The organism is Paenibacillus sp. FSL F4-0122 (genome assembly GCF_038002845.1).
Taxonomy (GTDB): Bacteria; Bacillota; Bacilli; order Paenibacillales; family Paenibacillaceae; genus Paenibacillus_AQ; species Paenibacillus_AQ odorifer.
Genome location: NZ_JBBODI010000001.1, coordinates 2,346,169 through 2,361,093, shown reverse-complemented (window position 1 = coordinate 2,361,093; position 14,925 = coordinate 2,346,169). Strand labels below are relative to the sequence as shown.

The window sequence follows — 14,925 nt, the reverse complement described above, 5'->3', positions numbered from 1 at the left end:
GTTACTCCTCCGTTACCTCAACCTTAAGTGTGGCCTTTACTTCAGTATGCAATTTTACGCTTACTTGAAATACTCCTATATGGCGAATTGGCTCACCTAATTCAATCTTGCGCTTATCAATAGTAATTCCTTTGGTGGAAGCCAGTGTCTCAGCAATCTGTTTGCTTGTAATAGCGCCGAATAAACGTCCGCCTTCACCTGATTTTGCTTTCATTGTCAGTGTTAACTCGTCAAGCTTCTTACCCAATTGCTGTGCTTCTTCTTTTTCGTTATCTTTACGGCGTTGTTCAGCAGCTGCTTGATTCTCCAGCGTCTTCACGTTACCTTCCGTTGCCGGACGAACCAATCCACGTGGCAATAAGAAGTTGGAAGCATAACCTTCGGATACCTCTTTAACCTGACCTTTTTTACCTTGACCCTTAACATCTTTTATGAAAATGACCTTCATTCGAATAACCCCTCTTTCGATTCGATTTCCGCCAGCACCTGCAGTAATCTGGCTTCTGCTTCTTTACATGTTCCTTCAAGCTGTACTGCGGCATTGGACAGATGCCCACCGCCGCCTAATTTCTCCATCACGACCTGTACATTCATACGTCCGAGTGATCGGGCACTAATGCCAATCAGGCCGTCAGGCCGCTCGCTGATGACGAATGAAGCGACTACGTTGGTCATCCCAAGTAGCGTGTCCGCAGTCTGAGCAATAAGAAGCTGCGGGATTTTCATGCCTGGTGCCGTAACTACGAGCGCGATTTGGTCATACACCATTCGCGCATGTTTGATAATTTCGGCTTTGGAAATATACTCCTGTAAATCCTCCTTCAGCATGCGCTGAATAAGTACGGTATCGGCACCATTCCGGCGCAGGAAGCCTGCGGCCTCAAAGGTACGCGAACCCGTATGGAGCGCAAAGTGCTTTGTATCCACCGTGATCCCCGCTAACAACATTGTAGCATCCAGCGGACTGATCTTTACCTTCTCATGGATATACTGAAGCAGCTCTGTCACCAGCTCACAGGTCGATGAAGCGTAAGGTTCCAAATATACCAATACAGCATCATTAATGAACTCTTCACCTCTGCGGTGATGATCCACCACTACGATTCTGCTGGCATATTGTACTAGCCGCGGCTCCATCGTCATAGACGCCTTATGTGTATCCACAACAATAAGCAGGGTATGCTCTGTCATGATCTGTAGGGATTGCTCCGTTGTGATGAATGACTTATACAAATCGTCATCCTTACGAATCTGCTCCATCATGTTAGTTATCGATGGATTTGGAGTCTCCATCACAATGCTAGCCTCTACATTATACATCTGCGCAGCCCTTAACAGGCCGATTGCAGCACCCACAGCATCGATATCCGGTGTCCGATGACCGAGGATCAGCACACGATCGCTCTCCTGCATCAGATCCCGCAAAGCATGCGCAATGACCCGCGCCCGCACTCGGGTACGCTTCTCAGCAGCATTACTCTTGCCACCGTAGAAGGATAACCGTTGGCCTGCTTTTACAGCCGCCTGATCACCACCTCGGCCCAGCGCCATGTCTAGACTGGATTGGGCCAATGCCCCTAATTCACTTGCAGAGTCTGCGCCAAAGGCCAGACCAATACTCAGTGTCATAGGTACCTTGAGATCAGCAGTCATTTCTCTGACTTCATCTAGAATCACGAAGCGGCTCTCTTCCAACGCTTGCAGGCTACGATGATTAAGCAGCATTAGATAACGTTCCGAGGACAACCGCCGCAGATAAACCTCAAACTGCTTACTCCATTCAGTGATCTCACTCGTCACCTTAGCAATCAGCGAGGTTCGCTGTTGATCATCCATTCCTTGAGCGGATTCATCCAGGTTATCCATCATCACTATGCCGATCGCCAGCTTCTCATCCTCATACCGCTCACGTAACACCACAAGCTCAGTGATATCATACAAGTAAAGAATACGCTCACTCGGAATAATGACAGCTTGATAAAATCGTTCATCCACGGTGATCTCAAGGCGGGTGTCATGGAGCACACCTTCTTTGCCGACCTCCCGCTTACCCGCTGCAGCACCTGTAAAAAAAGACTGCATATCAGGCAATAATTCTTGCAGTGATTCCCCAACTAAAGACTTGCGTGCGAAAATATCGCCGGCATAGCGGTTATTCCATTCCACCGTTCGATCCTCGCTAAACAGAATGATTCCAAGCGGCAGCATGCTGACTGCTTCGCCCTCTACCCGCTTAATGCGGAAAGACAGCCCATTAATATATTCCACCAGATTACGGCGGAACGAGATCTCCGCTTTCAACATATAGAAGCATAAAGTACCTGACAGAAACAGGCCGGCGACCCCAAGCGCCCAGTTATAGACACTGACAATTATAATAAGGACCAACAGCAGCATGAACGCCCATACGGTATGATAGCCGTGCCAGCGTCTTTGCAGAAATTTAGGCATGAACTCTCACCCTATCGTTTCGATTTGGTCACATACTCCCGCAGTGGGAACGCAAGATCAATAATACCAATAATGCGCAGCGGCGGCAGTAAAATAACCGGTATCGCTAACAAAACGGCAGACATCTTGTTCCATTTGCGTTCATGCGCCAGGAAGAAGAAAAATCCGATGGCCTGAATCATAAAGCCAATTCGCAGCAATGGCAGAAGATTGGCAGAAATCATGAGGATGAAATTGTTCTCCGACCCTGAGAAGAAGAGCTGTAGAACAACACCAATCAGATAGTACCAAATAAACGATCTCGAAAGTCTCCATTCACGTGCAGGCTTCATCTTAGGCACTGCATAATTCATACTGTTCAGAATCGGGCGGGCAATAGCATGCGTAATCACAGCAATCATGAAGGAGCTTACGATTAGAGTCATAGGGATCATTTGGACCGTCATATGACTTATCTTGTTTACATCCTCAGTTGAAAATCCAATATCAGTGAGCAGAGGATTGGTAGTTCCGAGCTCGGACAGAGGTGAATTAACCATTTGCAATACATCGTTCACATAGGTAGACAGGTCAAAATTAAATAATGCCGTACCCAGCAGCAAAAGCAGCAGGAACTGTGCAAGAATCGTAACCGTACCTGCGATCACAGTAGACATAGCCGGGGCATGTCTTTTATACCAGCGCCCCATAACCAGCGCCGGTATTAAGAAATACGCAGCTATCAACAGATAAATTGGTGTAATCAAGCCTACAATCAGCAACACCGGCAATACATGCAGCACAAATTGTCTCGTGTTCAGTGTAGTAAACAACACTACTGCCGGAACAATCATAAACAGGGTAGTGATGATGAGGAGTGGAGTCGTTAAACTAAGCAGCAAAAGTAAGTATGCTACGCTCCAAGCCACAGATGACCAGCGAAATTTCAACAGTATTCACCTCTTACGCATATGTTCTTCTAAAGCAGATATATCTTGGTACCAATCTTCCAGTTGATGCCCTTCCTGCTTGTGCTTTCTAAGCTTCTCCAGTAGCAAGTCATCTAAAGAACGATAAGGAATCCCTAGTCTGCGGCCCAAAATATAAGAGCTCATAATCAAGCTAGCCAGACTGTCACCGACACGGGTAGTACTGCCTTCCCATAACGCTTTAAATAACCGTGAAACTTGATCAATCACTTCGGTTTTCAGCCATTCAATTACCTTGGCGCGCTTGGCTACATCCAGATCCTTCGGCACATTGGACACGTCTCTCTACCTCCGGCAAAAAGCTTTATTCTCCATTATAGCATAAAAAATTCGGTGTCACACTGGACGCCCCGCGCCCCTTAAGTATGCTTCAATCCATGCTGACTATGCCTCTTTTTGGAGAGGAGCTTTCTTTAAAAAAGACCCGCATTCCGTTATCGCCGGAAATACAGGCCTTGTTCCGATAGCTTCTATAACCGCGAATACACTGGGACTATAATGATTCCTGTGATTGTCTTGTTACAAATTTCTCGCAATACTCTATGACTTGACTCCGGCGAACAATTCCAATAAACCGGTTCATATCATCGACCACAGGTACAAAGTTCTGCACCTTAGCCAAATTAATTAGATCTTCCATATCCGCATCAATCGAGACCGGCTTGTTATTCATACGTAATGGAACGTCCTTCAGCAAAAATTTTGAAGCGTTCTCAAACGAAACCTTGCCCTCCGACTCTTTCATGTACCAGAGCAGATCACCTTCCGTTACCGTGCCGGCATACTCTCCATTACGGTTAAGAATCGGGACTGCTGTATAGCGGTGAAACTCCATCCTCTCAAGCGTTTGGCGCAGCGTAGAATCGAGCGTTACGCAGGCCACCTCCTGTTTCGGAAGTAAAAAAAATGCAATATTCATCTCTTGATCCTCCTCAAAGAGTTCCGAAGGAATTACGGTTCTTTAACTTCCTTTTACTGCCATACCAATGTGATTATACGTAGCAGCTAAATAATAGTTCCAATTCATTATAACATGAAGACAGTAAGCAGCAGCCATGAGAATGTTTATGGCTGCTGCAATTTATTTATATGAGTTTAGCTTTCCAATTAGAATTACTGCGTAACTGCTGTTGCTTTGGGCTCGAGTGCATTACTTGCTTTTCCCGGCTCAATCAGTTGATCTACTGGTGTTCCTGCATTCATCCAATTATCAATCAGCGCCTTAGCTTCACGCAAATCCTCTTCATCAACGATATCATAATAAAGTCCGTCAATACGTTTTCCTTCGCCCATTACCGTAAAGCTTGAGATATCCATGTCTTTGCCGCCCATGAATTTCTTGGCCAGACTAATGATCATTGAAGGCTCTATATCGGTCTTAAAATTATCGCCCATAATATCCAGCAGCTTTGGAATATTGCCGATTTGGCTGATCGATAACATTTTATTAGCTACAACATCAATAAAAACCTGTTGGCGTTTGGTCCGGTTAAAGTCACTATCTTCACGGTAGCGTGTATAGTTAAGTGCTTCTTGACCGTTATAATTCGACTTTCCACCCTCGATCGTAAACTTTTCATGGTCCTTACCCTTGTTTACAATGTCCTTCTTGATTGGCAGCGGAACGCCTCCAATAGCATCAACGGCATCCTTGAGCCCTTGAAAGTTAATGGTGGCATAATACTGAATATCATGCTCCAGCAGTGCTTCCAGAGTATCCTTAGCCATTTGCTGCCCACCAAAAGCATAAGCATGGGTAATCTTATCTTTTTTATTATCGTTATGCCCAATAATCTCGGTATACGTATCACGTGGAATAGAAATAAGCAGAATTTTGTAATCCTCTGGGCGAACAACAGCATACATCATCGTGTCCGAACGTGCGGTTTCATTGTCGCGTTGATCAGTCCCGAGCAGCATCAGCGAGAATGGATCGCTTTTGTATACAACCGGCTCTGGCTTAACCTTATTCTCATCCTTAAGTGGCTGGTAAGATTCTTCTTTCAGCTTGCTTTCTACCCGATCGGACAAAAAGAGGTCAAAAGCTAATACGGCCAAAGAATTTCGAAAGAGAAAACCTCCCGCTATAATAACGACGAGAACAATTAGCGCAATGTATCTTTTCTTTATTTTTTTCATCTTTGATTCCTTCTTTATTGTAGAATAATTGCACGTACCATATATTTACAATGCCTCCTGATCGTTCTCAGGCAGTCATGGTTTTATTTCTCTCGGCGGCGAATTTACTGTCCCTTATTCCATTATCTTATTGTCCCCCCTTTCAGGAAATTCGGGTCATTCTAAATTATAGAAAAAAAGTTTTTTTGTGTTTCTAAAATAATATGGGATAAAACAATATTTCTATTGTAATCACTAAATTGATAAAAAGAAACAACAAATACCGACATGAATAGGGAAAAAGCACCATACCAAGTAATAATTACTGGTATGATGCTCCAAATTTAACTTCGAATCCCAAGGGCATGTATAATATGTTTTACCCGTTCTCCATAATGTAAACCGCGGAAAAACCCATAATCGAACAATTTAGCAGCACCCTCAAATCGGCTGCCATAAGTCTCCGCCCCCATAACGACCGCAATAAGCCGGTGCCCCTCCCTCTGGGCTGATCCCGCAATACAATATCCCGTCTGGCTATCATATCCAGTCTTCAACCCATCTGCTCCATCGTATGCGTAAGCGCCGCCCATACCTGGAAGCATAAGGTTGCTATTACTAACATATAACCCTTTATCCTTTAATTGCATCTGTGTACGACCGGAAATATTCAGTACATCAGGATGATTATGGATTAGCGCAGCTGCCAATTTGGCTGTATCCCTCGCTGTCATCATCGTCTGGCCACCGATATGCGTAGGCTGACGAATGATACCAAGATCCTTGCTCGACAATCCAGAGGCGTTGGTAAATACCGTATTAGGAGATAAACCTAAACTACGTGCTCTATCATTCATCATAAGTACAAAAGAATCCTCTGATCCTGCCATATATTCTGCCAATGCAACTGCAGCATCATTAGCAGAATATATGGTGATGCCTTCGAATAGCTCCCTTACTGTATAGAAATCTCCTCGTTTTAATGAGAGACTCATACCTCCCATTTGACTGGCGTAAGCACTAATAGGGACTCTATCCTCCCACCTAAGGGTTCCAGAGGTTATGTGATCCAGCACAATCATTTCAGTCATTAATTTAGACACACTGGCCGGTGGCATAGGCACATCGCCGTTTATATTGACCCATATGTCTCCACTATCCATATCTAGCAGCACTGCTGAACCCGCGTCAATATCCGGTTTAAAGCCCAACTCGATAGGCCTCCACACCGTAATTAAGACAACGACTATCAAAGCTGCACCAGCCCATATTAATATCCGTCTCTTCATCGTTGTCATCCTCCATAATATATATGACGAATGAAACAGCAATTTGATTTCACTTTTTGCGTAATTTTTTTTATTTTTTTTAATTTAGTCCTTTATCCACCATTTATTAGGCTCAATTATGGAGCCCAAAGAATCAACACGCACACCTTGTAGACGTTTATTGACAGCAGTAATGCTTTCTCTTTCCGCAAAAAAGATCATAGGAACCTCTTCATTCACTAGCTTCTGCCATTCATAATAGATTTGTTGTCGATAATCTCTATCATACGCCTTCATACTTGTGCCATCGCGAATCAATTCTTCATTCCGCTCCGAGGACCAACGTGGGTAGTTCCACAAATCATTCTCTCTCCAGAGACCTGAAGGATCAGGATCATTAGCTAATCCCCATACCCCGTTAAACAACTCAATGGACGGATCATCAGCCTCTACTGCTTCATAGAAGGTGTTGAGCTCTTTTAACGCCCCACCATTAAGCTGCACATCAAGTCCCACATTTCGCCAATCCTCCAGAATAGCAGCAGTTCGTAACTCCGCTGAATGACTGCCTAGCATAGAATCATAATTAATAACTAACTTTTCTCCTTTTTGATCCTCACGCAGGCCATCTCCATCAACATCTACAAAACCAGCCTCATCAAGCAGCTGCTTCGCTTTTTCCGGATCATAGGGATACGTATTAATCTGACTATCAGGGATCTTCGCCCAGCTTGCACTGGAAACCGGAGTTTCTATAGGCTTGCCTAACCCATGAGAAAATGATTGAATGATCCCCTCCCGATCAAGTGCATAATACATCGCCTGACGTAATCTTTTATCCGCAAATTTAGGGTTATCCATTACGATTTTTTCAGCTTCACTATCCCAATACCCAAATTTAAACCCTATATACTCATAAGCAAGCTCATTTGATTGTAAAATATTAATATTATCGAGTTTACTCAACTTTTCATAAGTATCTCGTGGAGCATTCTCTATATCAATTACGCCTTGTTCAAACAGGCTGATGATTTCCTTGTCATCAAATACCTTATACAACACACCATCCAATAAAGCCTTACCTTTATAGTATTGATCAAAGCGCTTCATCTCCACCCGCTGGCCAGGTTCAATAAGGCTCACCTCAAAGGGGCCAATCCCAATCGGATTTTTTCGCATCTGATCACTCTCAGGCATATCCTTAACAGCGACTCCAGTATAATATTTTTTATTCATCGGATACGGCCATAGATTATCAATCGTATTTACGCGGGCAGCTGTCATTGTTATTTTCAAAGTATAAGGATCTATAACCTTAAGACCTGTTATATTCTTCGCCTCACCTTTATGATAGGCTTCTGCACCTTGAATCATTTCCACACTATAATAACGCGATCCGGTGTAGTCTGGACTAGCAATAGTCTCCATCGCAAATTTCCAGTCCTCTACGGTCAGTTCATCTCCATTATGCCAACGGATTCCCGGTTTGATTTTAAAGGTAAATATTCTATGATCCTCGGACTCCTGCCAAGTGGCGATATTAGGAACCGTTGATAAATCATCATCTATCGTAAACATGGCCTCAGTAATAAACTCCAGCACATGAAAATCATCTTCACCTTCATAAAAAGCAGGCTCAAAGAAGCCCATAAACGGCGATGAGTATCCATAAGTAACTACTCCGCCAGTCTGTGGCTTTTCGACCACCTCATTGTGATGTAAAGATAATGAATTACTGCTGGTACCTGCTCTGCTGCATGCTGACAATACAGTAGTCATCACGAGCATTGTTAACAAGAACCCGCATATCTTCTTATTCTTCATGTGTTCCTTCCCTTCTCTAGTTGAACGTATATCTACATCTAAGCTATGGAATAAATATTTACTGTAACAAAGTTTTAGAATGGTTACAATAACTTCTAAGCTTTAGGCCTATACTCCTGCTTGAATTTACGCATATTTCATAGTATTTATAAAAAAAGAGGGACCTACCTCATAGGCAGATCTCTTTATTTCATTATTCTTCATCCTTATGCGTAATTCTCAGGCCTTCGACATGCTTACGCTGCATCAATTTACGCTTTTTACGGGTATCCTTGCTCTCAAAAATTATATCAAAGTCATATTCCTCAGGATACAGCTCATCTTTGGATAGATATGGCTTTAAACGTTTATGATTAATCCGCATTTTTTGCTTCTGGATCATCACTCCGACCATTCCTAAGTGATCTTTTTTCTCATAAACAATTCCTAACCGTCCCAGTGAAGTTACAAGAACGGCATCACCAATTTCATATTGGGTCTGCTTCTCCTTATCGCTCTGTGATTCCGCAGACTTTTCTTCTTTTTCAAAATCCTCTATAACAGGTGCAGTCTTCCCTTTCTCTCCCTCTTTGCTAAAAAGACTTGCCCATGCCGACCCATCACCTTTCTGCAGCCTTTGCTGCTGCGCCTCAACGATCTCCCACGATCGCTTGATAACGTTATCCTGGATACCCAGCTTTTTAGCAATTTGCAGAGCGTAACTCTCCCCCGCTTCTCCGATAGTCAGACGATACAACGGCTGCAGCGTTTCTTTGTCGAATTCCATTCGTGCATTTTGAAAACCGGCTGTCGCAGCAGCAAAGGCTTTTAGCTCATTAAAATGGGTTGTGACGATAATATTCGCCCCTTTACGGCTCAGTTCTTCCAGAATGGCGATTGAGAGGGCGATTCCTTCCCCAGGGTCTGTACCTGCCGCCAGCTCGTCAATGAGCAGCAGCACCCCTTTAGAGGCATCTCTCAGCATTCCCTCAATACTCTTCATTTGTGCCGAAAATGTACTGAGTGATTGGGCCAAACTTTGTCCGTCTCCGATTACACTGATCACATCCGTAAAGACCGTAAACTCACTCCCCTCCTCGACCGGAATCAACAGCCCCGATTGAGCCATGAGGGTCAGCAGCCCGAGGGTCTTGAGCACCACCGTTTTACCGCCTGTATTTGGACCTGTAATGATTAGGGATCTATATCCCTTCCCTATCTCCAGGCTAATTGGAATCATGCCCTGCAGCATAGGATGCCTGCCTCCGTTCATCCTTAGAAAACCCCTATCATTTAGAGTAACCTCAGATGCTCCCAGCGTTCGTGCGTATTTTGCTTTGGCAAAAATAAAATCATAGGTGCCTGTAACCTCGATATTTAGGCGCAGTGCAGTTTGTTCCTGTTCTACCATGCTGGTCAGCATACTGAGGATCACAGCTTCTTCACGTGCCTCTTCTCCTAATAACAAATCCAGCTCAATCTGCATGGAGGCGATCTCATCTGGTTCGATGAACACCGTCTGTCCACTTGTGGATTGATCAAGTACCGATCCCTTTATTTGCTTATGATACTCCCGCTTTACGGGGATAACGTAACGTCCACCACGCTGACTATAAATATTCTCTTGCAAAATCGATTGATGGCGCGACATGATCCCGTCGATTTTTTTATGAAGACGTTCTTTAGCTACGCCAATCCGTTTACGAACCCGCTCTAACCCCTTACTAGCTCCATCATCAATCGCCCCAAAGCGGATACAGCGGTCAATTGCTTCCCGCACATGATTTAATTCCAGCAGAGAGGAGGCATAAGCAGCAATCCGGGGAGCACTTTGCTCTTTAGAAGCCATATATTTGCGCAATTGACTACAGCTCTTTAGAAATGTAGCCACTGCAGTGAAGTCTTGCTCACTGTACAGATATCCAGTCCCCATTAGTGACATGATCCACTCAATCCCCTCTAATGAAGGAATCGGTACACTGGACCCCCGCTCCAGCAGCTCTTTAGCTTCAGACGTTTCCTCCATCGCTCTTTGAATGGAAGGCAAATAGGTCATAGGCATAAGCTCTTCTACAGTTTTCTTTCCTACATAAGATACCGCATGACGGCTAAGCTCGGTTTTAATAATTTCGTATTCCAACGTGTTTAGACTTTGTAAATTCACAGCAAATCCTCCTTATTGATCTAACTATTTTTTTGGAACAAAATCTCCCTAACGCAAAAAGGACAAAGAATGCCACTATGGCAGTCCTTGCCCTTCTTTTTATACTATTGTTCTCTGGCGTTTTAAGGTCCCCCTATAAAAGCCAGGGTGGCCGAAAAACAAAAAAACCGTGCTCTAAGAGCACGGTTAATTACAAAGAGAACAATAGCCGTAAAGAGGCCATATGACGCTTCGTGTGTTCTTAACTAAATCATCCACCGTTAGGAACAACAGACATCTGTGCGAGACGGACTCAAATAGAGCACGTAAACGCCAAAAGACGAGCCTGCTAAAGCCTTCCTAATCCAGTGTTATGAAATTGCTAGTTAAGAACGGTCACCAACATCAATATTTCCCCTTTTATTATAGGATAGCTGTAATTTAACACATTCCAGATTGAACGTCAAACGTAATCCGCACGCTGGCTTTTCACAACAAAAAAAGCAGCCGGTTTCCCGACTGCTTCTATAAAACGTCCTATTCCGTTGTGTAAGGAAGCAACGCGATTTGACGCGAGCGTTTTACAGCAATGGTAAGAGCGCGTTGGTATTTTGCACTTGTACCTGTTACACGGCGTGGCAAAATCTTTCCACGTTCGCTGATGAACTTCTTAAGAAGTTCAGTATCTTTATAATCAATGTGAGTAATCTTGTTCACAGTGAAAAAGCAAACTTTTTTACGCTTGTTGCGTCCACCACGACGTGCTGGTCTTTTGTCGTTGTCAGCGCCTTCTCTTGGTTTAAAAGCCATATTCTTTTCAGTCCTTCCTAATTAAAATGGCAAATCATCATCCGATATATCAATCGGTTTACCATCGCCCGAAAAAGGATCTTGAGTATTGTTGTTACGCGAGAAATTATTGTTGTTATTTCCGCGTCCAGCGTTACCACCGCCACCATATGCTGGCTCTTCAGGCATACTACTTGCACCACTTGAAGTATTTCCACCTTCACGGCTTTGTGAAGATTCCAGGAAACGAACATTATCAGCAATAACTTCAGTTACGTATACACGTTTACCTTCGTTATTCTCATAGTTCCGCACTTGGATGCGTCCTTCCACTGCTGTCAGACGACCTTTGCGCAAATAATTGGCACAGGTTTCTGCTAGCTGTCTCCAGGTAACAACCGGGATGAAGTCTGCCTCACGTTCACCGTTCTGGCCCGTAAAGTTACGATCTACGGCAAGCGTAAATTGAGTTACGGCAACACCAGCGGGAGTATAACGAAGTTCCGGGTCACGGGTCAACCGTCCGATCAAAATGATACGGTTCAACAATTCTGGTCCCCTCCTTTAGAGCGATTCATTACAAAGCTTGTCAAGATCTTAAGCAACGTCGTTCGTAATGAGATAACGAATAACTTCGTCAGAAATCTTCATAAGACGTTCTAATTCAGTAACTACTGCAGGTTCTGCATTGAAGTTAACCAAAACATAAACGCCATCACGGAATTTCTTGATCTCATACGCAAGACGGCGTTTACCTTGCACTTCGTGCTTTGTAATTTCCCCGCCATTGGAGATGATGCCTTGGAATTTATCGACTGCTGCTTGAACAGCTTCTTGTTCAATGTCAGGACGAATAATGTACATCACTTCATATTTGCGCATAATTTTCACCTCCTTATGGTCTGAGGCCCCTAATCACGTCAGGAGCAAGGAACGAGCACAAACATAGACTCGCACCTGATTAATATACCAAAACGAGCAGCAGAGTGCAAGCAATATTAATACCGGACAACCCTCCACCCTCTTTTTACATGAAAAAAACCCTACCTGCGCACAATAATCAGTGAATTCATCTGCACTTAAGGAAGGAGCGATAATGATGGGCGAAAAGACGGAATATGAAAAAGGCGACAAAGCCCCCAATCCAGGCATGTATACAGAGGTAGGTGAAGCGCGAAGCTTCCATACCGAAATTCAGAATCCACAGCATATTAAAATGGAAAAAGGGGATACCTTCCCCGAGACCAGTAACAAAAATCGGAAGTGGAAAAAGGTTGAAAAAGCACGTGTACATTAATTAAAAATAAATGTGTATAAAAAAAACGACATTACACCATACTATTCTCAGGCAGTACAAAAGAGAGGTGTGGTTCCGTTGGCCGTCGTAGACGAACACAATCACAGGATATCTGATTCAGCATCTATTGTTAGCTGGGAATAGTAGTGGGTTATTGTCTAAAAAGCAGTAACCTCAGCAACGCCTAAATCACTTTAGTAGCTATATACAGAGAAATTCCAACATCATTGATGTACTGCCTCTTAAAGAAGGACCCGAAAGGGCCCTTCTTTTTGCATGTTATGATCTTTTGCAAACAGCTCATTGGACACAAAAAAACCTCCGTTACAGGAACGAAGGATTCATTAAAATGTTATATTATGCTGAAGTGGCGGAGAGGGTGGGATTCGAACCCACGCACGCTGTGACACGCCTAACTGATTTCGAGTCAGCCCCCTTGGGCCTCTTGGGTACCTCTCCGCAGCAAAAATAATTGTATCATGCAGACATGCCATTTGCAAGCTTAATTATTGTCTGTATTTCCCTCTGCAGAACGCAGTACCTTCTTCATATTCTTCTCGAATTTCGCCCGGGGAATCAGAACACTGTGCTGACATCCTGTACACTTAATGCGGATATCCATCCCCATACGAATGATCTCCATCTCATTAGAACCGCAAGGGTGCTGTTTCTTCATCTGTACAATATCTCCAAGCTGAAAAACTTTACGTTCCACTACCCTTCCCCCTTTTTCCCCTCTTGTGTAGCTGCGATTTGGCGTCTTGATCGAGTGTCAGGCGTATCCGATACTTCCTGCTCATTTTCTGTTTTTCCCAGTTCAATTTCAGCCTTTGCTTCTTCTTCTGCCTTCAAACGAGCTTCCTCTTCGGCTTGAGCAGCTTGAGCCTGCTCTAGACTGCTTAGTTTCTCTAGTGCCTGCTTAATATCATTCTGAATCTGTCTCTCCGCAACCTCTTTTGCATTGGGTAAACAGCTAGCCGCTATACGAATTACATATTCCGAAGTACTCATGGACTGTATACCGAGCACATTAGGATAAGCAAGCACATTAGAGTTACGCTCTTCTATTCCCTTTAACGCTTCTCCAATCAAACCTAGCGTGGCCTCCAAGCTGCGCTCCATTTTTACAGGAACATCAACTACAGCCAATGCATTCGAGAGAGAATAATTGGTCACGTTCGTGATTAATCCATTCGGGATAATAAATACTTCTCCAGTTGTGCTTAACAGCCTGGTTGTTCGCAGTCCGATTAATTCTACAGTTCCTTTATAGGTACCTGTTTGAATCACATCACCCACTGCAAATTGATCCTCTAAAATAATAAAGAAACCTGTAATAACATCCTTCACCAAACTTTGCGCCCCAAAACCTACTGCTAAACCAAGTACACCCGCTCCAGCCAACAATGGTGCCAAATCGAAGTGGAACTCAGAAAGCACGAGCATGATCATCACAAAATTACAGATAACTGTCACTACATTTTTCATCAATTCCCCAACCGTAGTAAACCTTCGTGTGTTGGACAGAAGTCTGCCACCGGTTTTACGCTCAAGCGAACGATCAATAATATTAGAAACAATTTTAATAATAACCCGGGTTAAGAGAAAAATAACAAGAATCCGTAGACCCGCAAATAATACATCCGCCCACATATCAGCATCGGTAAACCAATTCCACACCTTATCTTTAAAGCGAATGGCATCTTTTAATGTATCCGCACCGGGTGTATCAGCCTCCAGTATCCACATATTCATCGCATGTACTCCTCCCTACCCCTAAATCAGTATGTAGTTCTCGTTGTGTTTTCCGTAGATGCCGCGTATTTCTATTTCTTGCTCAACTATAATCTTTTTTACCTCTTCCAGCGCATTTTGAAAAAACTGAATTGAAATTGCACAGCCTGCGGTGATTTCCTTCGGAGTTGGAAATATATCAATTTCTATTTCAGCATACTCAAGCAGCATTTCAGCACGAAGCGCCTGCTGGGTGGAGTCAAACGCTATTAACATCTCATCCTGCATATACGTCAAGCCTCTCCATAGGTTTATCGTCCTATCTCTTGCTGCTGTAGTATAAAACCCCTCTTC

General features: G+C 43.7%; 16 protein-coding genes and 1 tRNA gene. 1 reads left to right on the top strand and 16 read right to left on the bottom strand.

Going from position 1 to position 14,925, the window contains the following annotated elements; genetic code table 11:
* Nucleotide 1: 1 nt before the first annotated feature.
* The 12 genes from rplI to rpsF form a co-directional block, all read right to left on the bottom strand.
* The gene (rplI, locus tag MHH49_RS10090) at nt 2-448 is read right to left on the bottom strand and encodes a 50S ribosomal protein L9 (protein WP_036677804.1); all 447 of its coding nucleotides are present in this window, start codon (nt 446-448) and stop codon (nt 2-4) included.
* Nucleotides 445-2,451, bottom strand: coding sequence for a DHH family phosphoesterase (locus MHH49_RS10085; RefSeq protein ID WP_036677802.1), 2,007 nt, complete (start codon nt 2,449-2,451; stop codon nt 445-447). Before MHH49_RS10085 ends, rplI begins: the two co-directional genes overlap by 4 nt.
* An 11-nt stretch (nt 2,452-2,462) precedes the next feature.
* Nucleotides 2,463-3,380: a DUF2232 domain-containing protein gene (locus tag MHH49_RS10080; protein WP_036677800.1), complete on the bottom strand. Its 918-nt coding sequence runs from the start codon at nt 3,378-3,380 to the stop codon at nt 2,463-2,465.
* Between the two features lie 6 nt (nt 3,381-3,386).
* Nucleotides 3,387-3,689, bottom strand: a complete 303-nt coding sequence (locus MHH49_RS10075; RefSeq protein WP_170914153.1) for a MazG-like family protein — start codon at nt 3,687-3,689, stop codon at nt 3,387-3,389.
* Nucleotides 3,690-3,912: 223 nt separating this feature from the next.
* Nucleotides 3,913-4,338, bottom strand: a complete 426-nt coding sequence (locus MHH49_RS10070; protein ID WP_036677795.1) for a CBS domain-containing protein — start codon at nt 4,336-4,338, stop codon at nt 3,913-3,915.
* 194 nt (nt 4,339-4,532) lie between these two features.
* On the bottom strand, nt 4,533-5,558 hold the full coding sequence (locus MHH49_RS10065; protein ID WP_038573960.1) for an LCP family protein: 1,026 nt from the start codon (nt 5,556-5,558) through the stop codon (nt 4,533-4,535).
* A 323-nt stretch (nt 5,559-5,881) separates the two neighbouring features.
* Nucleotides 5,882-6,826, bottom strand: a complete 945-nt coding sequence (locus tag MHH49_RS10060) for a D-alanyl-D-alanine carboxypeptidase family protein (RefSeq protein WP_036677789.1) — start codon at nt 6,824-6,826, stop codon at nt 5,882-5,884.
* Nucleotides 6,827-6,910: 84 nt separating this feature from the next.
* On the bottom strand, nt 6,911-8,629 hold the full coding sequence (gene opp4A, locus MHH49_RS10055) for an oligopeptide ABC transporter substrate-binding protein (RefSeq protein ID WP_076105179.1): 1,719 nt from the start codon (nt 8,627-8,629) through the stop codon (nt 6,911-6,913).
* Between the two features lie 193 nt (nt 8,630-8,822).
* Nucleotides 8,823-10,772, bottom strand: coding sequence for an endonuclease MutS2 (locus MHH49_RS10050; RefSeq protein WP_076143952.1), 1,950 nt, complete (start codon nt 10,770-10,772; stop codon nt 8,823-8,825).
* Nucleotides 10,773-11,288: 516 nt separating this feature from the next.
* Entirely contained in the window at nt 11,289-11,561 is a 273-nt protein-coding gene (gene rpsR, locus MHH49_RS10045; RefSeq protein WP_036651767.1) for a 30S ribosomal protein S18, read from the bottom strand.
* Nucleotides 11,562-11,582: 21 nt separating this feature from the next.
* Complete coding sequence (gene ssb / locus MHH49_RS10040) at nt 11,583-12,089, bottom strand: single-stranded DNA-binding protein (RefSeq protein ID WP_036677780.1); 507 nt, start codon at nt 12,087-12,089, stop codon at nt 11,583-11,585.
* A gap of 48 nt (nt 12,090-12,137) precedes the next feature.
* On the bottom strand, nt 12,138-12,422 hold the full coding sequence (gene rpsF, locus MHH49_RS10035; RefSeq protein ID WP_036677776.1) for a 30S ribosomal protein S6: 285 nt from the start codon (nt 12,420-12,422) through the stop codon (nt 12,138-12,140).
* Between the two features lie 217 nt (nt 12,423-12,639).
* Here rpsF and MHH49_RS10030 point away from each other — a divergent pair, with 217 nt between their 5' ends.
* A complete protein-coding gene (locus MHH49_RS10030) occupies nt 12,640-12,837 on the top strand; it encodes a YjzC family protein (RefSeq protein ID WP_036677774.1) in 198 nt (65 codons plus the stop codon).
* Between the two features lie 368 nt (nt 12,838-13,205).
* Here MHH49_RS10030 and MHH49_RS10025 read toward each other — a convergent pair.
* The 4 genes from MHH49_RS10025 to MHH49_RS10010 all read right to left on the bottom strand — a co-directional run bounded on the left by MHH49_RS10025 (nt 13,206) and on the right by MHH49_RS10010 (nt 14,859).
* Nucleotides 13,206-13,296: transfer RNA gene (locus MHH49_RS10025), tRNA-Ser, on the bottom strand.
* Nucleotides 13,297-13,339: 43 nt separating this feature from the next.
* On the bottom strand, nt 13,340-13,552 hold the full coding sequence (locus tag MHH49_RS10020) for a DUF951 domain-containing protein (protein WP_036677772.1): 213 nt from the start codon (nt 13,550-13,552) through the stop codon (nt 13,340-13,342).
* Nucleotides 13,552-14,592, bottom strand: a complete 1,041-nt coding sequence (locus tag MHH49_RS10015) for a mechanosensitive ion channel family protein (protein ID WP_052097399.1) — start codon at nt 14,590-14,592, stop codon at nt 13,552-13,554. Before MHH49_RS10015 ends, MHH49_RS10020 begins: the two co-directional genes overlap by 1 nt.
* 21 nt (nt 14,593-14,613) lie before the next feature.
* On the bottom strand, nt 14,614-14,859 hold the full coding sequence (locus tag MHH49_RS10010; protein ID WP_036677843.1) for a DUF3343 domain-containing protein: 246 nt from the start codon (nt 14,857-14,859) through the stop codon (nt 14,614-14,616).
* Between the last annotated feature and the right edge of the window lie 66 nt (nt 14,860-14,925).